This window comes from Fortiea sp. LEGE XX443 (assembly GCF_015206815.1).
GTDB lineage: Bacteria > Cyanobacteriota > Cyanobacteriia > Cyanobacteriales > Nostocaceae > Nostoc_B.
Map to the genome: position 1 here is coordinate 39,972 of NZ_JADEXZ010000020.1, position 20,908 is coordinate 60,879.

General features: G+C 41.4%; 20 protein-coding genes. 9 read left to right on the forward strand and 11 right to left on the reverse strand.

The genetic code is table 11. From position 1 onward, the window contains the following. Positions 1 to 271: 271 nt before the first annotated feature. The 3 genes from IQ259_RS10250 to IQ259_RS10260 all read left to right on the forward strand — a co-directional run bounded on the left by IQ259_RS10250 (position 272) and on the right by IQ259_RS10260 (position 2,923). Positions 272 to 1,246, forward strand: a complete 975-nt coding sequence (locus IQ259_RS10250) for a cysteine synthase A (RefSeq protein WP_193884315.1) — start codon at positions 272 to 274, stop codon at positions 1,244 to 1,246. A gap of 444 nt (positions 1,247 to 1,690) precedes the next feature. Next, complete coding sequence (locus IQ259_RS10255; protein ID WP_193884317.1) at positions 1,691 to 2,023, forward strand: ferredoxin; 333 nt, start codon at positions 1,691 to 1,693, stop codon at positions 2,021 to 2,023. Positions 2,024 to 2,077: 54 nt separating this feature from the next. After that, entirely contained in the window at positions 2,078 to 2,923 is an 846-nt protein-coding gene (locus IQ259_RS10260) for a DUF5331 domain-containing protein (RefSeq protein ID WP_193884318.1), read from the forward strand. Positions 2,924 to 2,977: 54 nt separating this feature from the next. On the opposite strand, the gene IQ259_RS10265 is transcribed toward IQ259_RS10260, so the two are convergent. The 9 genes from IQ259_RS10265 to IQ259_RS10305 all read right to left on the reverse strand — a co-directional run bounded on the left by IQ259_RS10265 (position 2,978) and on the right by IQ259_RS10305 (position 12,006). Then, complete coding sequence (locus IQ259_RS10265; protein ID WP_193884320.1) at positions 2,978 to 3,313, reverse strand: XisI protein; 336 nt, start codon at positions 3,311 to 3,313, stop codon at positions 2,978 to 2,980. Then, positions 3,301 to 3,717 (reverse strand): XisH family protein, encoded by a 417-nt coding sequence (locus tag IQ259_RS10270; RefSeq protein ID WP_193884322.1) that lies wholly within the window; start codon positions 3,715 to 3,717, stop codon positions 3,301 to 3,303. Before IQ259_RS10270 ends, IQ259_RS10265 begins: the two co-directional genes overlap by 13 nt. A gap of 156 nt (positions 3,718 to 3,873) precedes the next feature. Beyond that, positions 3,874 to 4,728: a formyltetrahydrofolate deformylase gene (gene purU / locus IQ259_RS10275; RefSeq protein WP_193884324.1), complete on the reverse strand. Its 855-nt coding sequence runs from the start codon at positions 4,726 to 4,728 to the stop codon at positions 3,874 to 3,876. Positions 4,729 to 4,890: 162 nt separating this feature from the next. After that, entirely contained in the window at positions 4,891 to 5,502 is a 612-nt protein-coding gene (locus IQ259_RS10280; protein WP_193884326.1) for a DUF4340 domain-containing protein, read from the reverse strand. A gap of 52 nt (positions 5,503 to 5,554) precedes the next feature. Further along, a complete protein-coding gene (locus IQ259_RS10285; RefSeq protein ID WP_193884328.1) occupies positions 5,555 to 7,246 on the reverse strand; it encodes a Gldg family protein in 1,692 nt (563 codons plus the stop codon). Positions 7,247 to 7,364: 118 nt separating this feature from the next. Further along, complete coding sequence (locus tag IQ259_RS10290; protein ID WP_193884330.1) at positions 7,365 to 8,177, reverse strand: ABC transporter permease; 813 nt, start codon at positions 8,175 to 8,177, stop codon at positions 7,365 to 7,367. Further along, positions 8,178 to 9,179, reverse strand: a complete 1,002-nt coding sequence (locus IQ259_RS10295; RefSeq protein WP_193884380.1) for an ABC transporter ATP-binding protein — start codon at positions 9,177 to 9,179, stop codon at positions 8,178 to 8,180. Between the two features lie 79 nt (positions 9,180 to 9,258). After that, the gene (locus IQ259_RS10300; RefSeq protein WP_193884332.1) at positions 9,259 to 9,972 is read right to left on the reverse strand and encodes an MIP/aquaporin family protein; all 714 of its coding nucleotides are present in this window, start codon (positions 9,970 to 9,972) and stop codon (positions 9,259 to 9,261) included. 717 nt (positions 9,973 to 10,689) lie between these two features. Beyond that, entirely contained in the window at positions 10,690 to 12,006 is a 1,317-nt protein-coding gene (locus IQ259_RS10305; RefSeq protein ID WP_193884334.1) for an efflux RND transporter periplasmic adaptor subunit, read from the reverse strand. A gap of 735 nt (positions 12,007 to 12,741) precedes the next feature. Here IQ259_RS10305 and IQ259_RS10310 point away from each other — a divergent pair. Next, positions 12,742 to 12,954 (forward strand): hypothetical protein, encoded by a 213-nt coding sequence (locus tag IQ259_RS10310; protein ID WP_193884336.1) that lies wholly within the window; start codon positions 12,742 to 12,744, stop codon positions 12,952 to 12,954. Between the two features lie 53 nt (positions 12,955 to 13,007). Here the strand turns inward: IQ259_RS10310 and IQ259_RS10315 are convergent, their stop codons facing one another. Continuing rightward, on the reverse strand, positions 13,008 to 14,831 hold the full coding sequence (locus IQ259_RS10315) for an ABC transporter ATP-binding protein (protein WP_193884338.1): 1,824 nt from the start codon (positions 14,829 to 14,831) through the stop codon (positions 13,008 to 13,010). Positions 14,832 to 15,558: 727 nt separating this feature from the next. On the opposite strand from IQ259_RS10315, the gene IQ259_RS10320 reads away from it, so the two are divergent. The 3 genes from IQ259_RS10320 to IQ259_RS10330 all read left to right on the forward strand — a co-directional run bounded on the left by IQ259_RS10320 (position 15,559) and on the right by IQ259_RS10330 (position 18,656). After that, entirely contained in the window at positions 15,559 to 15,936 is a 378-nt protein-coding gene (locus IQ259_RS10320) for a hypothetical protein (protein ID WP_193884340.1), read from the forward strand. 237 nt (positions 15,937 to 16,173) lie between these two features. Further along, the gene (locus tag IQ259_RS10325; protein ID WP_193884342.1) at positions 16,174 to 17,298 is read left to right on the forward strand and encodes a TOMM precursor leader peptide-binding protein; all 1,125 of its coding nucleotides are present in this window, start codon (positions 16,174 to 16,176) and stop codon (positions 17,296 to 17,298) included. A 47-nt stretch (positions 17,299 to 17,345) separates the two neighbouring features. Continuing rightward, positions 17,346 to 18,656 carry a YcaO-like family protein gene (locus IQ259_RS10330; RefSeq protein ID WP_193884344.1) on the forward strand — a complete coding sequence of 437 codons (1,311 nt, stop codon included), beginning with the start codon at positions 17,346 to 17,348 and terminating at the stop codon, positions 18,654 to 18,656. Between the two features lie 129 nt (positions 18,657 to 18,785). Here the strand turns inward: IQ259_RS10330 and IQ259_RS27130 are convergent, their stop codons facing one another. Further along, the gene (locus tag IQ259_RS27130) at positions 18,786 to 18,941 is read right to left on the reverse strand and encodes a hypothetical protein (RefSeq protein ID WP_228014473.1); all 156 of its coding nucleotides are present in this window, start codon (positions 18,939 to 18,941) and stop codon (positions 18,786 to 18,788) included. Between IQ259_RS27130 and IQ259_RS10335 the strand changes: the two genes are divergently transcribed. Then, entirely contained in the window at positions 18,928 to 19,449 is a 522-nt protein-coding gene (locus IQ259_RS10335) for a SagB/ThcOx family dehydrogenase (protein ID WP_255525313.1), read from the forward strand. The genes IQ259_RS27130 and IQ259_RS10335 overlap by 14 nt on opposite strands. 189 nt (positions 19,450 to 19,638) lie before the next feature. Next, a complete protein-coding gene (gene ispG, locus IQ259_RS10340) occupies positions 19,639 to 20,865 on the forward strand; it encodes a (E)-4-hydroxy-3-methylbut-2-enyl-diphosphate synthase (protein WP_193884348.1) in 1,227 nt (408 codons plus the stop codon). The last annotated feature ends 43 nt before the right edge of the window (positions 20,866 to 20,908 follow it).

Here is a 20,908-nt window from a genome sequence, read left to right on the forward strand (position 1 = left end):
CTTGATCGAGTGAAAAAACTGGAAAAACCATTTTGGGGAAGGTTGTTCTCATGAACAGGAATTTATTTTGAACTTGAAAACTTAAGCAAGAACTCTATCAAACTCTTATAACTTCATGTCCTTTGCGGCTTGTTTCTTCATACTCTTGCTTAAATCCTGAACTTCACTAAAATTTAGTAGTTGATTTAGCAGAAAATCTATATAGAAACCGTAAATACTGCCACCGCCATAAGCCAAAATTTTTATAGGCAAGAATTCAAGTAGATGAAAAATGGACATTAAAAACGGCTTTATCGGCGCTGTAGGTAATACTCCCCTGATTCGGTTAAACAGTTTTAGTGAAGAAACAGGATGCGAAATCCTGGCTAAAGCAGAGTTTCTCAACCCTGGTGGTTCAGTTAAAGACCGAGCCGCACTGTATATCATCCAAGATGCGGAAGAAAAAGGTTTACTCAAACCCGGTGGTACTGTGGTGGAGGGAACCGCTGGTAACACTGGTATTGGACTGGCGCATATTTGCAACGCCAAAGGCTACAAATGCCTAATTATCATTCCTAATACTCAGTCTCAAGAAAAAATCGATGCACTGACAGCATTAGGGGCTGAAGTTCGTCCTGTCCCCGCCGTACCTTATAAAGACCCAAATAACTACGTCAAGCTATCTGGTAGAATTGCCGCTGAGTTAGACAATGCCATTTGGGCAAATCAATTTGATAATTTAGCTAATCGCCACGCCCACTACGAAACTACAGGCCCAGAAATTTGGACACAGACAGATGGTAAAATAGACGGATGGGTGGCGGCAACTGGTACTGGTGGAACCTTTGCTGGTGTGGCGTTGTACCTGAAATCAAAAAATCCGGCGATTAAATGTGTTGTTGCCGATCCTTTAGGTAGTGGACTTTATAGCTATATCAAAACTGGTGAAATCCATCTAGAAGGTAATTCTATTACTGAAGGCATTGGTAACAGCAGAATTACAGCAAATATGGAAGGCGCACCTGCTGATGATGCTATCCAAATAGATGACACAGAAGCCTTGCGCGTCGTTTACCAATTGCTACGGAAAGACGGCCTTTTTATGGGTGGCTCGACAGGTATTAATGTGGCGGCGGCTGTTGCTTTGGCGAAGCAATTAGGCCCTGGTCATACCATTGTCACTATCCTTTGTGATAGTGGTTCCCGCTATCAATCACGGATATTTAACCGCGATTGGCTTGCCTCCAAAGGACTTTCAGTAGATTAGTCAAAAGAAGGCTGAAGTATGAAGTGTGAAGTATGAAAATATTTTACCAATTACGTGATATGGCTTGAGTTGAGGAAAAAATATTGATTTTTTAACCGACCAAAAGCGAACATTTACTGAGTTCATTGTTTAACTCTCATCCTTTACACTTCATACTTCGTTAGTCGCTGGTCATTTGTTTTGAAGCTTAGTTAACGTGAATTCGATGGCAAGAAAAACCCCTCTCCAAACCTCTCCCCTGAAAGGCTTTAAAACTTTAATTTTTCAGTTCTTTACGCCCCTCTCCGCGTCGGAGAGGGGTTTGGGGAGAGGTCGCCAAAAAAACTTGTCGAATTCACGTTTAGTTAGTAAAGGTGCAAAGAACAAAAAAGTATGAATTATGAAATTTTATCTTTTAGCCTCCTACCTTTTGACTAATGACCAATGACAAAGGACAAATAATAAATGTCAAACGTAACTCAACCATCAAACTCGGTAACCAGTTGTCAAGTGTCTACCCAGAGGTGTGTGCGGGTGTGCCAAAATCGCACCTGTAAAAAGCAAGGCGCGACTAAGGTATTAGAAGCCTTTACGAAATTGCCAGTTCTAGGTGTGACTGTAACAGCCAGTGGTTGCTTAGGACAGTGTGGTAACGGGCCGATGGTGCTGATTCTACCCGATATGGTCTGGTATAGCGGCGTTAAACCACTTGAAATACCTCTATTGGTAGAACAACATCTACTATGTGGTGAAAGAGTCAAACATATGCTTTATTATCGGTTTCATACCCAGGGATAAAGCCAATTACAAACAACCAGGTCTGCACTATTTTTGACTCAAGTGAGGCATCCGATGAATATTCAACAGCTACGTCAATCGTTGAAAATGAAGTGGCTGAGTTACTACAAACAAAATCGTCCTTGGCTGGTGAAAATGCGAGTTTGGGGAAATTATAATGGCCTGCGACGACCATCATCGGGTTTTATTTTGGCTACTTTATCGGTTTTAGAGCCAGAATTTGAGCAGATGTTGGCTTTTATGATGGATTTGAATAATAATCCTGATGCGATAGTCTCAGCTTTGGGGCTTAACTTCAATCCCGATGAAGAGTTACGTTTGACAAACTCAGATAATGCTTCATCTGTACAGCCAAATCAAAGCGAATTTTTTGAGGAAAAACCTGTGCGATTCTCCCAAGGAGACGCTATGCGATCGCTAGTAGTTAAAACTGAGATTGTTCCTCCGTCTCCAGCTAAAATAAAACATGCCGAAAAAATCGCCTCGGATTTACCACAGGCACACAAACCTTTACCAGCGTTTGCAGTTGCTACCAAGGTCACTCTCCAATCTTCTAGCAAGATACCAACCTCTAGTAAATCACGCCAAAACAAGCCAACATCATCTTTAGCTTTAACTGCGACATTTCCCAGCAACGGTAAAACCATAGCCTTAGCAGTGGAAATTCCTAATCATGGCAAAGTAGTGCATAGAAGCGTTGTAACTTCTCATAAAACAGCAGTAGTAAGTCAAACGAGAACGCTACCATCATCGGCTGTGACTCCAGAAATTTCCCGCAATGGTAAACTAACAGAAAAGCTGGAACTACAAAACACACCTAGCAAAACTCAGACATTTCCTAGCACTAATGCTCGTAGTGTAGCTTCTTGGATAGATGAATTTTGTCAGGGTAAATTGTGAGGAGTTTGCATCATTATATTAGCTGAAACTGTCACTAGCGAGTCAGATGGATATTTAACCCACAGCATAATCTGTAAATTGGCGCTTAAATGGCGAATGAAAGCCTATGACAATATCGTGCTTAGGGATACCTAAATTTGCTAAATCTTCTCCTACTTCATTTTCTGTCCCATTGTGTTGCACCCAAACTTTACCATCTTTGATATCTAAATGTATAAAACAACCATAAACACGACGGTCATTTTTCCAGCCAACATTTACAAGTTGATAGTGGTGATGTTCTGTGTCAAAAATTAACTGGGTTTCAATTTCTGGATCTTGACCAGAGATTGAAGCATATTCTTGGAGAAGTTGCTGAATTATTTGTTGGTATTTTGTTAGTTTATCCATCCGACTATCTCTTGCATTACAGGTTTATAAGTAATCAATTTAAGTTGATATGTTTTAATAATGTTTTGTACAAGTCTGATAGTAAAGAATGAAGTATATGTATCGATAGGAACTGCTAAATAGAGAGTACGGTCTGGTTCTTGTTCATACAATGCTAGTCGATAGTTAATAAACTGTCCTAAAGCTGTGTGAAATTCAGAAATGGCGGATGTTTTAAAAAAGCTTTTAACTTCAACAGCAATTTTTTCACCCTCTCTTTCTGCCGCTAGAATTCTTTCTGCACCTAAGTCTATATACATATCTCCTAACTCGAAACTTACGCGTAAGGGATCATGGGTAATTTTCCACCCTTCTTTTTCTAGTCCTTTTTTGACTGCGTTGTGAAAGATATCTCGTGCTGGCATAATATAACATTATAAAATTTATTTCTCAATCATCAGGAGAAATAACAGGTCTATCACAATCATTCTTTACTATCGCCGCTTTTTTATATAATACCAAACATCTTCAGTAAAGATTTGAGTAGGTATATGTAGTGTAACAAAGCTCAATTACATCATTCACTCAAAAACGACTGTGCGATTGCCATAAACCAGCACGCGATTTCGTAAGTGTAATCGCACTGCCCTTGCTAAAACAACTCGCTCTAAATCCTTACCTTTTCTGACCAAATCTTCAACTTCATCGCGGTGACTGACTCTTACGACATCTTGTTCAATAATTGGCCCTGCATCTAAATCTGTAGTGATATAATGGGAGGTTGCACCAATAATTTTTACCCCTCTTTCAAAAGCTCTGTGATATGGATTTGCGCCTACAAAAGCTGGTAGAAAGGAGTGATGAATATTAATAATTTGCGGAAATTGAGTAATAAAATCAGCACTGACAATTTGCATATATTTTGCTAATACAACTAAATCAATTTTATATTGACGTAATAATTCTATTTGTTTAGTTTCTTGCTCTGGTTTATTTTCTTTGGTAATGGGAATGTGATGAAAGTCAATACCAAATTGGTCTGCTACTACTTTTAAATGAGGATGGTTGCTAATAATTAAAGGAATCTCTGCTGCAAATTCTTTAGCACGGTGTCGCCAAATCAAATCGTAGAGACAATGGTCTTGGCGGCTCACCCAAATGGCTATACGTGGTATAGTATCAGAAAAATGTAGTTGCCATTTAGCACCTAAAGGTTGAGAAATTGCATTAAACGCTGGCGCAATCAAATCTTTAGGTAAATTAAACCCATTTAATTGCCATTCTATACGGGTAAGAAATAACCCAGCCGAAAAATCTGTGTGTTGATCTGCATGAATAATATTGCCACCATTGGCATAAATAAAGTTAGCAATTTTCGCAACTAGTCCTCGTTGGTCGGGGCAAGAAATTAGCAAAGTTGCAGTTGGGTTAGACATATAATAATTCGTAATTCGTAATTCGTAATGGCGCTCTCTACGAGACGCTGAAAGCGTAGACTTCGGCGTGAGTTCAGTCGAACGCTTGCTTCTCGGCAGGAGTACGAAGACTCGCTAACGTAATTCGTAATAAAAAATTTAACTTCAGACTTCATCCTTTATCTATGGTGTTGGTAGAGGAAGATTACTAGGTAAAGGTGTTGATTTATTATCAATTGGTTGTTGCCATTCTGATATTTCTCGATTGACGGCATTAGCAAAATCTTTAGATACTAATAATACATTTATATTACCGTTTGGTTGCGTAGGCGAGTTAGCTTGAGCATACACAAAACGATTATTAAAATCAGATTTGCCTAAAATTAACTGATGGGCTTTCTGATTTTTCAGTTTAATATCAATAGTGGCGTTGGGTTGAGCTAAACCAAATTCTGCCAGTTGGTTAGCGGGAATTGATACAGTGCTATCGCTCTTACCCTTAACTAACAAATCCATTAAGTAAGCAACAATAGCATCATTTGCTGGCTCTGATATTGGCGATTTCAAAAACCATTTGGGATTATTCGACTGAGGGTTGCGTTCTAATACCACAGTGCTATTTTTAGTTTTCACTGTCAAAGACTGCACATCATCTTCTGCAAAAGTAAAAATCTGTTGCTGTTTCTCTTTGACTTCTTGTTGCTGAGTCGCACCTTTGATTTCATGGAAATACACGAAAGCACCCAAACCCAGCGCTAACAATATCAAAATTAAAGTCGTTTTTGGAATAGTCATTGGTCAATAGTCAAAAGGTTGAAATTTCATACTTCATACTTCATACTTCTTCTTACCGTCTTCGCCACCACATGAAAGCAGCTGTTAAGAAGCCAAGCACAGGTAAAAATAACAGAGACGATAGTGTTAAGACATTAGCTTGTGACGTAGATAGAGTAATCCGACGGTTTCTTGGTTCTTTGGGACGAATTGAAAGGGGTTGCTGGTCTTGTTGACTCAGCCAAGTTACAGAATTGAGAAATACATCGCCATTCAGTTGCTGTTGAAAAAGCCCATCGGTAGCGAAATCAGAATTGCCGAAGACTACTAACCGTGATTCTTTGGATGTTTGTTCAGATTTATCTTCTGTTGCGGGAGTAGCTTGACTTTGAGTTGTGGGTGAGGGAGTAGTTGTGGCTGTGGGAGTTGGACTAGCTTGACTTTGAATTGTAGGTGGGGGTAAAGGTGAGGGAGTAGTTGCGGGTATGGGAGTCGGGTTAGATATAGCTGGCAATTTTCTTGTCAACGCCACACCTAAGGTCAGCGGCCCTTTGAGGTCTTTGTCAGGATTGAATTCTAATTTTTCGCTTTGCAGGTCGCTTTCCGCCCAGGTATTGGGATAGGGTTTGGTTCGTAGTAGGGGAGTGGACTGAACACCAGCCACAGAGGTAATTTCTATCGGTCTAGCCAAGCGATAAAAAGAAATACCGTTACCGAAATCTTTGGTAATTGGGTGTTGTCCATATTCGTTGATGATGGGTGCGGCTGGGCCAAGTCCAACACCAGCACCGGAGACATCAACGGCTAAACGATTATCTAAGCGCACACCCCACTCTTGTAATAAGCTGTTAAGTTTGGGGTCAGTATCGGGATCAATCATCAGTAGTAAGTTACCGCCACGATTGAGATAGTCTTGTAAAGCTTTCACCTCAGCGTCAAAGAGTCCGCGTTTAGCACCTGCTACTACTAAAACCGCAGCATCTTCAGGAACTTGAGGTTTTTCAACTAAATTCAACGGTTCAACGGTATAACCTTTGTCGGTTAATCCTTGTATAGCTTGGGAAATTCCACCTTCACCACCTGTAAAGGGACGTTCGCCGTGTCCTTGGAGAAAGTAGGCTTTGACGACTGTGGAACCAGTGAGTTGCTGTAATCGGTTGGTTAATCTAATTTCTGATAAGCGTTCATTAATATTGACATTCTGCACTAATTGGCGGTTATTTCCAGATTCTAGATACACTTCGCCATAATCTTTAACCCCAAACTTCTCTGCTATTCCTGGCCTGGTTTGGGGGTCAATATATTCAAACTGAAACTTGGAACTTTGTCGCCGATAGTTTTCTAGTAATTCTCTGTCTTGGGGATTTTGAGTAACGTCAAATACCCATATTTTTACGGGCTGGGGGAGACGACGAACTAATTCTTGTGATTGGGGTGCAAGGGTAAATAACTGAGTTTCAGTTAAGTCTTGGCGTAGTTGATAGCGATCGCTCAAAAAGTTAATTAATCCTAAAATTATTAAGACGGCCACAGTTGCAATTAGGGCATTAGTCCCAGCTTGGGTAGAACGACTAGCCCACCAACGGCTTTGCTGGCTTTGCCAAACTATCCAAAATATAACAATGGCAATTCCGGGAATTATAAATGCTAAGGGTATTATTCCCCAGCTACCAGATACTAACCCGGTTGTGAAGCCGACCATGAATAAAAATGGCCCTAGCCAAAATAAGTATTTCCAAGGTTGCTTTTTTGTAATTTTTTTCATGTTATTGTCAAGAGTCAATTGTCAATAACGAACCGCAAAGGACGCTAAGGACGCTAAGGAAGAAGGGAAATAGAAAACATGTTATCCTAGCAAATTTAGTGAGACAGATCACTACTAACTATTGCCGTTGAAAACGCAGGGCATCAATTGATTGGGCTGTGAGAAAGATACCTAAAAAAATATAACTAGCAAATAAAGTTAAGGCGCTGGTATCGAAAATTCCTTGGATAAAGGTGTTGTAATGTTTGAGTAAAGACAAATGTGCTAAGGCTTCTCCTACAGGCCCGCCAATACTTTTGGCAATTAAATCGACAAACAACAATAACAAAACCAACGCAAAGGTGAGGACGGCGGAGAGGATGGTGCTGTCTGTTAATGAAGAAATGAACATTCCTAATGATAAAATTGCGGCTGCCAGCAAGATTAAGCCAAAATGACCGAGTAGGGGGATTGCTGGCGATATGGGAGGGTTGGAACCACTGAGGGCGATCGCTTCAAATATCAGCATGGGTGCAACCATTGTAATTAAGAATGTCACCACTCCTAATAATTTCCCGACGGCTACTGCCCAGTTAGTTAGGGGTGAGGTGGCTAACAACTCTAATGTGCCACGCTTGCGTTCTTCGGCGTAAAGTCCCATTGATAAAATTGGCAAAATAAACAGCAATAGCCAACCCATACGATCTAAATATGCTCGGATAAATTCGTAGGGGACATCAATTAAGGGTACTGGTACACCCAGTTGTTGACCCTGTAAGTCTATGGCTGCAACGGCTGGTAAAATTCCATCGGGGCCAAACAAAATTGTTACGAAGAACAACCCAGATATTAACCAAAATACGCCAGCGATCGCATAAGCTAATGGCGAGACAAAATAACTCTGTAACTCTCGGCGATAAATGGCAATAATATTCGCCAGTACTATACCCATTTATGCTGCTTCTCCTTCTTTGGCTATTGAGTTTATCTCTGGTTCAAAATGCTTTTCTTCTGTGGTCAGTTGTAAGAATACATCTTCTAAGGTGGCGCTGACTCGACGCATTTCTTGTAAACCAAATCCAGACCGGATTAAGGTGGCGGCGATTTCTCGTCCCGGTTCTGTTCCCGGTTGGGAAATCACCCGCAAATAAGCACGACCGTCTGTAGCATGGGTGAGATGATGACCAGGAATTGATTCTACCAAACTCACGCCCGCGACGTTTTGCAATACTTGTTTCGCTAGGTTAGCTTCGCCTTCAATTTCTACTTCATATCCTGAGCCACCTGTCAATTGTGTCATTAAATTTTCTGGGGTATTGGTGGCTACAACTTTGCCGCGATTAATGATGGCGACACGAGTACAGGTCATGCTCACCTCTGGCAAAATATGCGTAGACAGAATAATTGTGTGTGTCCCAGCTAGGTTTTTAATTAAATTTCGGACTTCGATGATTTGTCGGGGATCAAGTCCGACTGTGGGTTCATCGAGGATGATGGCTGGTGGGTCATGAACGATCGCCTGAGCAATGCCTACCCTTTGACGATATCCTTTAGAAAGTTTGCGAATAATTACTCGTTGCTTATCTTCTAAGTTACATCGTGCGATCGCTGCTTGGACTTTTGCAATGCGATCTCCTGCTGGTACTCCTTTAATTCGCGCCACAAAATGCAAAAATCCTTCGACCGTCATTTCTGGATATAACGGCGGTGTTTCTGGTAAATAGCCAATTCGTTGACGTACAGCCAGAGAATTATCGTGGACATCAAACCCTGCAATCTTCGCTGTACCGCTAGTTGCTGGTAAGTAGCCAGCCAAAATTCTCATGGTTGTGGTTTTACCAGCGCCATTCGGCCCTAAAAACCCTAAAATTTCCCCTGGTTCAACCCGAAAAGTTACATCGGTAATCGCTGGGGTAGAACCGTAAGTTTTACTGAGATGTTCAACTTCAATCATCGGTAAGCGTGGCGATCGCAAACTAGAGAATACCCAACAATCTTATATTATGGATAAAAGTTGTATTCAACTTTGGGGTTTAACGGCAATCCCGAAATCCATTAGAAAGTTGACGATATACTACCACTGCTAGTTGCGCTCCTAAAATTGGTGCTATCCAATAAACCCAATGATTTTGCCAAATTCCTCCTACAAAAGCTGGTGCAAAGGAACGCGCCGGATTCATACTTGCACCAGTTATTGGCCCCATAAATGCGGCTTCTACGCCTACAGTTAAACCAATTGCTAACCCAGCAAAACCAATGTGGGCGCGTCTATCTAATCCTGAACCGAATATAATCAGCATCAAAATAAAAGTTAGAACAAACTCTAGCACTAAAGACTGCAACCAATTCCCATGCAGTGGTAAAGTTGCGCCTAAATTGCCAACTTTTCCTAAACTAATTACTAATAAAGCTGAGGCCGCGATCGCACCTCCTAACTGTGCCAAAATATAGGGCAACACTCGCCGTTTGGGAAAAAAACCACTCGTCCAAAAAGCCAGTGTTACTGCTGGGTTGAAATGTGCGCCGCTTAAATGTCCTAATGAATAAATTAATGCCGCAACCACAGCGCCGAAGACAATACTAATACCCATATGTGTGACAGCGCCTTGACTTATGCTGTTCACCATCACTGCACCAGTACCTGCAAAAACTAAAATAAAGCTTCCAATTGCTTCAGCTAAAGCTTCTCGCCAGCAATTAGCCAGCAATTTTGGTAAAACTGAGTTTATTGCTTGAAGGAAGAACATTTGCACCTGACATGTCAAAAAAGTTAATTTGTTACTCAAGTTATTTCAAAAAAACTTGATATGTCAAGGAGAATTGAAATTAAAAAAATGCTGAGTGAAGCTTTGTAAGTAGTCGGACACAATAAAATTCATGGGTGGAGATAGGTGACAGGTTATACCAATTCACGAAAATCTTGATACAAATTAATGGTTTTTAATTCTTTCCCTCTGCTCCCTACCCCCTGCCCCCCTGCGACCTACTTGTATCAAACTTAAAGTGAAACGGTATTAAAGGCTTCCGCCGTGAGCGTCAGCCGAACGGTTACAGGTTACAGTCAAAAATTTGTGTAATTAATTCTGTCTGATTAAGTAGAAAGGTGCAAATAAACGGAACAATGTAACGGAAAGTAAAGTAGCTTGAAAACCTCTTCCCTTCTGCCTTCTGCCCTCTGCCTCCTGCCTTGTCATAACGACAATTTTTAACACCGACCTACTTACTTATTAATTCGGAGTTTTATATTGCTTGTGCGATTTTAGTTTGGCTGAGACTGAAAAATTTAGCCTATCAAACAGGTAAATCTCTGATGGTGCGTTAGGACTTTAGTCCTAACGCACCCTACTGGCTGCAACCCTGTTTTGATCAAAAATCTCAGGCTACGCCGGGGGATGTAGAAACCCCTGGCTCAACGAAGTAGCCAGGGGTAGTTCATGACAGTTGCTACAATAGGGAAATTAGCACTAAGATTCAGGAACAATAGGCACGCCATCCCGGACATTCAGCAGTCCTGAGATAATAATTTCATCTTCTGGCTGTAATCCTGCTAAAACTTGGTAATAGTTACGTTTGATATTGCCTAACTTCACCCGCCTTTGTTGAGCTACCAATTGCGAAACTCCTTGAGGGGTTGTTTCTGTTTTCGCTACATAAACAAAAGTTTCCCCAGCTACGCGAGTTACTGCTGTAGTAGGAATTAAAACCCCTGAACGCTGACTCCAAATAATTCTTGTCCGTACTAATTGGCCTGCTCTTAGCTGCCCTTGGGCGTTGTTAAACAGTGCTTTAATCAATATTGATTGTGGCTCATTGTTGACATTGGGAGCAATTAAAAATACTCGACTTGTACCCAGAATTTCCCCTTGGGCGTTGATAATCTCTACAGGCATTCCTTTACGTAATTGCGAACTTCGTTCTAATGGTAGAGATAATGTAACTTCTAAAGGTTGGTGTTGAGCAACTGTAACTAGTCGTGCGGAATTATTGACAAAATCACCAATTTTTACGGGGATATCACCCACCGTGCCACTGAAGGGAGCGGTAATTTTGTCATACTGAAGCTGGACTGGTTGTTGTCTAATGTTTGTATCGACTTGCTGGATAGCTGTTTCGGCCTGGAAGATACTGGCTTTTTGGGCTTGAATTCTCGAATCAACAGCACCAAGATTAGTCTTCGCTGTAGCCAGCCTGTCGGCATAAAAATCCTTACTTTGTCGTGATACTGCGCCTTGGTCTGCCAAGGTGGCATATTTTTCGTACTCTAGTTGATTTAACCGCACATCGGCAACTTTAGAAAGTCTTTCTACTTCTAAGGCGCGGAGTGTGGAGCGGGCATTTTCGAGTAGTACTGCGGCCACTTGAGTTGCACCATTATTTCCCACGACTGTTGCTTGTTGCGGTTTATAATCTATTTGGATAATTGGTGTTCCTGTGGTGACAGTATCACCCGGCTTCACAAATATCTGAGTAACTTGCCCTGGAATTCTTGACTGGAGGTTGATAGAACGCCGAGATTCCAAACTGGCAATATAGTCTGAACTTTCTTCGATTGTGCCTATTTGTACAGATGAAATTTTGGCTCTTACCCCTGATAGTTGAGCAGTTGTTGACGGTGTTTGATGTATGGGAGTAATTAAACGCCAAGCGATCGCAACTCCACCCCCTAATATTAGTATTAAAGCTAACAATAATCGCCACCACCGCCATTTTTGTTGAGGTGGTTCATATGATGTCTGAGAGAGTTCTTTGCCGAAATCAGTTTGAGGCTCAGGGGATGTCATGACTTATCAGATTACCTAAAAATAAAGTAAATAACTGTTGGGCTGTTGAGATGCAGTTTACTGATTTAGCATGAGAAGCAAGGACAAATTCTATGTTAGCTCGTCCAAATATACTGTTTTTATATATGAGGTCTAATCTATCAAAAGGTCAATGATAAAAATTTAAAGCATGATAAGTTTTTTAACTGTCTTGTCAGTTATTGTAGAAAATCTGTAAATCTTGCTATCATAGTTTGTTTTAAAATACTTTGAGCTAGAGAATAAGCAATACATACGAATTACGCACTACTAACTATATAAATAAGTCTTAAAAAACCACCAAATAGCTACATATTGTCAAGTGAGTTAGGTATGTGGCCGTTATTTATTCATATTATTCTTGTGGGATGTAGGTTGTGAAAGTTTGTAGCTATATCGCTCCAATTATCTAGTGTTTGTATTCAAAATAACTTTTTGCTGTAATGAATTATCCTTCCTAGCATCCAAAAGATGGAATTTATGTTCTATCTTTTGCGTTATTAATCCTTAACAAAGAATGTTTAATGTCAAATAACTAGGTATACAAATACCTGATTTTATAAGTGAGGTCAACAATTATGCTGATGTAAATCATCCAGCATTTGATCTAATGCTTCGTGTTTTTTGAACACTTATTGTGGTTTCAAAAATGCTTTGTTTGCAGTTTAATGCCCTGATATTTACAATTCGCTACGTGTCAAACAGGAGTAAATTGATATGTCTGCAACGCTGAAATCTTTGTTAATTGCAACATCCTTGATAGGCATCTGTTTGCCTATAGATACACCAGCACTTGCATACTCTAAACCACCTCAAACACGAAATTCTGAACAACTAAGCATATCTTCGCAGCCTAGTGAAGATCGAATATCACAAATACCTGGGCGCGACAGGGGTCGGTTTGGCCATCGTGACCGGGGTCGTAAGTAGGATGATGATAGGCAACATCATGGGGGATATTAGTATTCAGTCTCTACGCGCGACTACTTGTAATCAGAAACACCATAATGTTGTGCCTGCATATTCCACAGTGCCGTATATTCGCCTCCACGCTGTAAAAGTTCCTGGTGAGTGCCATCCTCAATTAAGTGACCTGCTTTGAGAACTAGAATACGGTCAGCCATCCGCACTGAAGCCAGCCGATGAGTAATTAGAATAGTCGTTTTGCCCTCTGTTAACTCAATAAAACGCAGGTAGAGATCATATTCGCTGCGGGGGTCAAGTGCCGCAGTCGGCTCATCCAACAGCAGTAACTGGGCTTCTTTGCGAACAAAAGCACGAGCCAGAGCTAACTTTTGCCATTGACCACCAGAAAGTTCTGTACCACCAAACTGCTTACCCAGTGGTGTATCCTCCCTTGCGGGAAAATCATCCACTAGTTTAACAATATCGGCTTTTTCCACGGCATCTCTGAGAATATCAGGACGCTCTAGAGCAGCTAGGTTTCCCAAAGCGATATTTTCCCCTAGAGTGAGAGCATAGTGACCAAAGTCTTGAAAAACTCCAGCAATTTGCTGCCGCCACTGCTCTAAATTTAAATTTCTCAGGTCTATACCATCGACTAAAATACATCCTTGTGTGGGATCGTACAGCCTCGTCAACAACTTAACTAAAGTAGTTTTACCTGCGCCATTGTCTCCTACTATGGCTACTGTTTGCCTAGGGTAAAGGGTAAAAGAAATATCCTGGAGAGCTAATCGACCATCTGGGTAGCGAAAGTCAACTTTCTCAAAAGTAATACCTGAACGAATCGGGGTTGGGACTTTCTCTCCAGGTATACTTAGTGCCATTGGGATTGGGCAATCGAGAAAATTGAAAAATTGCTGCATGTAAAGGACATTTTCAAACAGTTCTAGCCAATTAGCAACAAATCTTTCTAGATTATTCTGGAAGTAAGTCAATGACTGTACAAACAAAAGTACACTACCTGGGCTGAATTCTCCTCTAAAAGCCTTCTGTACCACCCAGTAGAAAGAAAAACCATTTCCCAATGTACTTAAAATAGCTAAACTAGACGACCAAAATGCTTGCTTGCCCCTCAAATGACGCATAGTTTGATGTAGAGACTGAAATGCTTGCAGATAACGCTCCATAAAAAATGAACCTAGCTTAAACAGTCTGATTTCTTTGGCGTAGGTATCAGTGAGCATCACCGAAGTATAATAATCCATTCTCCGAGCTTGAGGACTGTTCTCAAATAAAGTTAGCCAAATAGCTTTTCCATACTGAGAAGAAACTACTATCTGGGGTATAGTTGCGATCGCAATCACCAGAGGTATCCAAAAAGCTAGGGGAACTAGTAGACCAACTATCACGACCAAAGTCACAAAAGACCGACCTAATTCAACCAAGTTCTCCAGTAAGCTCAATGGTTTATAGCTGACTTGTTCTTGGAGAAGTTGTAGTTCATCATAAAACTGAGAATCTTCAAAACGACTCAAATCTGAAAAAGTATCAGCTTTACGCATTAACAATAAGCTAATGTGAGCCGTTAACTTGTCATTGAGATTACCCTGAAGTGCGAATATCCAAGGAGATAAAAGCGTCTCTAGCAGCAAAGCTCCAACCCATCCTGCTACCAAAGGAGCAAGGATTGCATAGCCTAATTCTATGCCGGATGTCAAAGCTGTTGTCACAGTATCTACCACTACCTTGGTAATCCAAACACTTATAGCCGGAAGAAACCCTTGTAATAAAGTGACAGCAATCAGAAAGAGCATTTCTTTAGGCGCTGCTGTCCATAACAATGGCAGAGAACGAAATAAAGCTCTAGTGTAATCTGTAAACCAAATTCTTAAATCGCTCATCAATTAAACCTGATTTTTTATTCGATGTTAAATAAAATACGCTTTATCTTAAGTCCAGTTGATTAATAATGATTCGATACATCTGTGCAAAAATCTAAAACTCTTTCCTCGTTGCCCCTCTGCGGTCTTAATGATATCCCTATAAGCAGTATTACAAAGTTGTCCTTCATTATCAGAGGGCATTTTATTCTAAAGTTTCTCTAGTTTCTCTGCATCAGTAATCTAATGCAGCAAGTTATATTAGGTGCTATCTAAACTAAAAACAATACTACCTAAGAAAGAACAATATTACTATTAAGTGTAAAAACAATACTACTTAGGAAAGAATAAAAAGCTCTGGAAAAAGATAATGTTATAGAAGTTAGATGATCAAAAAAGACAATGTGACGCTAACAGTAGCGAAAATTTTCTCAAAGACTAGGTTTTAGGGAATATAAATCCCACAGGGAAGTTCTCTGCACTCACAATAAAGTGCTTTTGACCTTTTGTGGACTAGTAAGACTCTGAATAAGAGGCTTAGTGTTTTTGTTTAACTATACCTGTGTAGGGATGATAGTTAGGCATTAATCATTGTCTGATTTTTTGGTCATTCTTTACACTCACTAGTTCAAATATGAATTCTTTTGTGAAAATGGATTGATGCAAAAACAGCATCCAAATTTTTCATGAACTTGAATGCAGATTTGTAACCAAGCTAATGAATTGAAGTTAACAGGAGTAAGTCACCATGCTTGCAGAAAAAACACTGACCCAACAAACAATAGATATGCGTTTGGTAGACAAAGCAGACAAACTAGAACAACTTCTATTATCTGATGAGGAAATAGCAGCTTTAGAAAAGTTAGCAATGCCAGGAGAATTTGACTCTCCGATTACCCAAAGATGGTTTGCTAATTGCGGCGGATGTGGTGGATGTGTTGGATGTGTTGGATGTGTTGGATGTAGAGGATGTTTTGGCTGCCGTGGATGCCGTGGCTGCGGATGTCGTGGATGTGGCGGATGTCGTGGATGTGGCGGATGTCGAGGCTGCGGATGTAGAGTTAGTGATGCCGGAACAGTATCAGCTGTACTAGAAGACAATGATGAATTCGGATTTGGATACTAAATAACCTGGAGATAGAGCAGCAATTCAGTAATTCTATAAACCAAATTTCTTGAGTTTAGAGTTACAAAATCTGTCTCCAATAGCCGATAAAACCCTGTTTTTTGTACACTTTTTTTAAATTCACCAGTGTTATAGCCGTAAAAACAGGGTTTTCATTTTCTGAATATTGCTGGATAAAATCGAGTTTTTTGATATTCCTATTTCTTTTATAGAGCTTGGGATAATAAAACAAAGCCTATGAAATTAAACGATGATCAACGCTTGCGTCTACTAGAACATGTTGTTATTCACGTTGTACCTCCAGATTGCAATGGTGAAGAAACTATGATCTTCAATACGACGCGACGAACGCTGACAGTGAAGGGTCAAGCACTGCACGATGTAGAAAAGATTGTCTTACCTTTACTAAACGGCTCCCAAACAATAGGAGAAGTCCGGGATAAGCTTGGGGAAAAATTGACAGATGCTTCATTAAATCAATGTCTAGAATTTTTGATGGACAATCGCTTAGTTGAAGAGTTTGTAGAAGAGCCAGTTGATTTAGATAATCGGGCTTATTTACTCCCTCAAATCAGCCTTTATCACGAGCTAGGCTTTGAGCAAAAAGATGTCCTGAAACACTTAGCTAATGCTAGAGTAGCTATTTTTGGACTTGGAGGTTCGGGGCTGGTAGCAGCAACCAATTTGGCTACTGCTGGTATCGGTTTTCTTCGCCTGTGCGATGATGTCTGCACTGTTGAGTCTGATTCCCTGATGATGTCAGCCTGGATAAATAAAATCGGTGCTTTTCGAGGTGTGGAAGCGGCTAGACAAATAGAGGCGATCGCAGAAGTAATCCAGACTGAGATCGTGACAGATTCTTTGACGGACGACGCTACAGTAAATGCTTTGCTGGATGACGTTGATCTCGTAATTGTCGCCACCGATGCCGTATCTGTGAATTTAGCATATCGCCTGAACAGACTATGCCTGAAAATGCAGCGCCCACTGCTCCCAGGCGGGGCGGCTGGTGTTGGAGGAACTGTCGGGCCATTAGTCTTTTCTCAGGAAAATCCCTGCTATCTTTGCTATCGAATGCGGTCTATGGCTTGTGCCAAGCTTCCAGAAGCAGAATTGGCGATTGAACAATTTCTTAACCGAGAACGCCGTTCTCAACCACGGCTGCGAGAAAGCTTGCCCATAGGTCAGATGTTGGTTGGAAGTTACCTAGCTCTTGAAGCAGTGAAGATGTTGCTCGGTTTACCGATCGCCACTGATGGTAAATTACTGCATCTAGACTTGCTCGGCACAAAGCTAACTCACAACGTTGTGCTAAAGAAACCAGGTTGTCCGCATTGCTCACCAAAACAGGTGACAGTGTAAAAAGTCAACACTCAATACTCGCTACTGTCAAGACAGGAGAGAATACGGTGAATGCAGCAGTTGCTAGTCCACGCTGGCGCGATTTAGTTAGCCCCCATACAGGAATTATCCGAGCCATTGATAGATTCACCAAGCCTTATACAGAGTTTGATCTGCCTGTTTTGTGGCAAGCCGAATTAGCAAATTTTCAGCTTCGCAAGCAGCAGGATGATTTACGCTACGGTGTAGGTAGGGGGATGACTGATGAGCAAGCAATTTTTGGTGCTGTAGGCGAAGCTATTGAGCGCTACTGCGGGGGTATTGTTGATCCTCGGCAACTAATTTTTAGTAGCTACGCAGAATTAGGCGATAATGCCGTCTATCCTCCAGCTTTTTTCTCTTTTTCTGAAAAACAATACTCTGACCCAACTTTTCCATATCCAGCTTTCGATCCAACAACGCAGACTTCATGGATGCCTGCCCTTTCTTTGGTAAGCAACCAACAGGTTTTCGTTCCAGCGTTTATGGTTTATTTGGACTGGGACAGCGATTTAGAAGGAGATTATATTTTACCTGTCACTTCTAATGGGATGGCTAGTGGCCCAAATCTTGAGTTTGCTGCCTACGGTGGTTTGTGCGAGTTGATTGAGCGCGATGCTTTTATAATTACATGGTTAAACCGCCTACCTGCTCCACGCATTTATTTCGCTCACCGGCCAGGAATTGAGACTGAAATTTTACGCCACTATAATCGATTTGGCGTTGAGTTAGTAGCCTTCGATTTTACTACTGATATTAAAGTCCCGGTTGTGATGGCAATGTTAATTGACCGTTCAGGCAGAAGCCCAGCTGTTGCGACTGGCTTAGGATGCCATCTCGATGGGGCAACAGCGCTTCGCAAGGCAATTTTTGAAGTTTGCCAAGCCCGCTTTGGTGACATAGAACGCAAGGCTGGCGGCGCTGGGGCTAATCTTAATACATATGAAGATATTAAAAATTTGGACGATCACAGCGCTTTTTTCTACAAAACGGCTCGGCTGGGCGAGTTGGATTTCTTATTTGACCATGACCAATACATAACAGTTGAAGATTTACCAATTTACACGTCTTCAGCAGAGGTAGAAAAATTGCAATCGGTCATTGCAAGGTTGCATTCAGTGGGTGCTGAACCATATTTGGTGGAGATTACAACTCCTGATATTGCGTCACTCGGTTTCCGAGTAGTGCGGATTTTGGCTAGTGAACTAGTCCCTATATATTTTGGCCACGGACTAGAGCCACTGGGGAGTCGGCGTTTGTTCGAGGTACCAGAAAGGTTAGGTTATGGTGGACGACGTACCGCAGACGACTTAAATCCTTGCCCACATCCTATGGCTTAATGCAGGGAACAGGTGACAGGCTTGAAAGTCTTCTTATGATTAGTTTGAGGAAATTAGAGTTATGTACACAGCCAACGAGCCACTGGAGTTAGCGCTTCTATATCATTTAAACTCTCCAGTACCTAAAAGTTATGTCAAGCGTGTTCCGGCTACCGAACTGCGGTATATGCCGGAGGCTCCTTTTCTGGAACTGCCGCCAGCACCACACAATAACCCGCTGACGGAGCTTTTGCAGCGGCGTTCTTCTGTGCGATCGTTTGAAAATACATCTATGCCGTTGATCAAATTGGCTCAACTGCTGGATGCAGGATGTGGCCTCAATGGGCTGCGTCAAATGGATGATTACACTTATGAAGCTCGAAACTCACCATCTGCGGGAGGACTTTATCCGATTGAGCTTTTTGTATCGACGCAAGCGGTAGAAGGTTTAGCCGCCGGATTGTATCACTACGAACCACGTGGTCACGGGCTTCATCGGGTCAATAATTTAGTACCAGCAGATTTTGTGGAACCGTTATTGCAACAAGATTACGCAGTGAATGCGAATGCTTTGTTTGTGTTTACGTCTGTTTTTATGCGCTCAATGTGTAAATACGGTGCGCGTGGCTACCGTTTTGCACTTTTAGAAGCTGGTCATCAAGCTGAAAATATATGTCTCATGGCTGTGCAATTGGGGCTGGAAAGTCTTTGTATAGGTGGATTCTATGATGTAAGTTTGAACACCATGTTAGGTATTGATGGAAAACGTCATGCGGCGCTTTACTGTGTTGCCGTTGGTACTGAGAGTAAGTAGATTTATGATGCAATATTTTATAGATGTGGCGATCGCTCCTAAAAATTAAGAATCTTTAAGTTGTAGTTATCAGATTTTTTATCTTCTTTTTGGCGATCGCATCATCCAAACCAGCACATCCTGTGGCAATCTGAGAGACAAGGATGTTAAATCTGATATTTTAGCTACAAAAATTTACTTCATAGAGTTATGCAAACTCTTCCTACACCTACCACTTCAAACATCACATCTAGTCAACCCACCTTTGACACTACCATTAAGCGGCGCAAAACCCGTCCTGTAAAGGTTGGTGATGTCACCATTGGCGGTGGCTACCCTGTTGTGGTGCAGTCAATGATTAATGAAGATACTCTTGATATTGATGGTTCTGTAGCCGCTATTCGTCGTTTGCACGAAGTTGGCTGTGAAATCGTTCGTGTCACTGTGCCTAGCATAGCTCACGCTGTAGCCTTGGCAGAAATTAAGCAAAAACTCATTAAAAGTTACCAAGATGTCCCAATTGTGGCGGATGTGCATCACAATGGCATGAAAATTGCCCTAGAAGTCGCCAAGCACATCGAGAAGGTACGTATTAATCCAGGTTTGTATGTGTTTGAAAAACCAAACACCAATCGCACTGAATATAATCAAGCTGAATTTGCAGAAATTGGCGAAAAAATTCGGGAAACTCTAGAACCTTTAGTAGTTTCTTTGCGCGACCAAGGTAAAGCCATGCGTATTGGTGTCAATCACGGTTCCTTAGCCGAAAGAATGCTGTTTACCTACGGCGACACCCCAGAAGGAATGGTGGAATCGGCTTTAGAATTCATTCGCATTTGTGAATCTTTAGATTTCCACAACCTAGTTATTTCCATGAAAGCTTCACGAGTTCCCGTGATGGTGGCCGCCTATCGCCTATTAGCCAAGCGCATGGATGAATTAGGTATGGATTATCCCTTGCATCTGGGTGTAACAGAAGCAGGTGATGGAGAATACGGCAGAATTAAATCTACAGCTGGTATTGCCACCTTACTTGCAGATGGCATCGGCGACACCATCCGCGTATCACTCACAGAAGCACCAGAGAACGAAATCCCTGTTTGTTACAGCATCTTACAAGCTTTGGGATTGCGGAAAACAATGGTGGAATACGTCGCCTGTCCTTCTTGTGGACGCACTTTATTTAACTTAGAGGAAGTGCTACACAAAGTTCGAGAAGCTACCAAGCACTTAACTGGTTTAGATATAGCCGTTATGGGTTGCATCGTTAACGGCCCTGGCGAAATGGCAGATGCTGACTACGGCTATGTTGGCAAAACTCCCGGTTACATTTCTTTGTATCGTGGGCGAGAAGAAATTAAAAAAGTACCGGAAGCCCAAGGTGTGGAGGAGTTAATCAACTTAATTAAAGCAGATGAACGTTGGGTAGACCCATAAGAAGTCTAAAGTGTGAAGTATGAAGTATAAAGTGATGTAGAGA

Bases quoted from the DNA above. Each gene is read 5' to 3' on its own strand.
- IQ259_RS10250 (WP_193884315.1), top strand. From the start codon at position 272: ATGGACATTAAAAACGGCTTTATCGGCGCTGTAGGTAATACTCCCCTG.
- IQ259_RS10255 (WP_193884317.1), top strand. From the start codon at position 1,691: ATGTCAAACGTAACTCAACCATCAAACTCGGTAACCAGTTGTCAAGTG.
- IQ259_RS10260 (WP_193884318.1), top strand. From the start codon at position 2,078: ATGAATATTCAACAGCTACGTCAATCGTTGAAAATGAAGTGGCTGAGT.
- IQ259_RS10265 (WP_193884320.1), bottom strand. From the start codon at position 3,313: ATGGATAAACTAACAAAATACCAACAAATAATTCAGCAACTTCTCCAA.
- IQ259_RS10270 (WP_193884322.1), bottom strand. From the start codon at position 3,717: ATGCCAGCACGAGATATCTTTCACAACGCAGTCAAAAAAGGACTAGAA.
- purU (WP_193884324.1), bottom strand. From the start codon at position 4,728: ATGTCTAACCCAACTGCAACTTTGCTAATTTCTTGCCCCGACCAACGA.
- IQ259_RS10280 (WP_193884326.1), bottom strand. From the start codon at position 5,502: ATGACTATTCCAAAAACGACTTTAATTTTGATATTGTTAGCGCTGGGT.
- IQ259_RS10285 (WP_193884328.1), bottom strand. From the start codon at position 7,246: ATGAAAAAAATTACAAAAAAGCAACCTTGGAAATACTTATTTTGGCTA.
- IQ259_RS10290 (WP_193884330.1), bottom strand. From the start codon at position 8,177: ATGGGTATAGTACTGGCGAATATTATTGCCATTTATCGCCGAGAGTTA.
- IQ259_RS10295 (WP_193884380.1), bottom strand. From the start codon at position 9,179: ATGATTGAAGTTGAACATCTCAGTAAAACTTACGGTTCTACCCCAGCG.
- IQ259_RS10300 (WP_193884332.1), bottom strand. From the start codon at position 9,972: ATGTTCTTCCTTCAAGCAATAAACTCAGTTTTACCAAAATTGCTGGCT.
- IQ259_RS10305 (WP_193884334.1), bottom strand. From the start codon at position 12,006: ATGACATCCCCTGAGCCTCAAACTGATTTCGGCAAAGAACTCTCTCAG.
- IQ259_RS10310 (WP_193884336.1), top strand. From the start codon at position 12,742: ATGTCTGCAACGCTGAAATCTTTGTTAATTGCAACATCCTTGATAGGC.
- IQ259_RS10315 (WP_193884338.1), bottom strand. From the start codon at position 14,831: ATGAGCGATTTAAGAATTTGGTTTACAGATTACACTAGAGCTTTATTT.
- IQ259_RS10320 (WP_193884340.1), top strand. From the start codon at position 15,559: ATGCTTGCAGAAAAAACACTGACCCAACAAACAATAGATATGCGTTTG.
- IQ259_RS10325 (WP_193884342.1), top strand. From the start codon at position 16,174: ATGAAATTAAACGATGATCAACGCTTGCGTCTACTAGAACATGTTGTT.
- IQ259_RS10335 (WP_255525313.1), top strand. From the start codon at position 18,928: ATGCCGTTGATCAAATTGGCTCAACTGCTGGATGCAGGATGTGGCCTC.
- ispG (WP_193884348.1), top strand. From the start codon at position 19,639: ATGCAAACTCTTCCTACACCTACCACTTCAAACATCACATCTAGTCAA.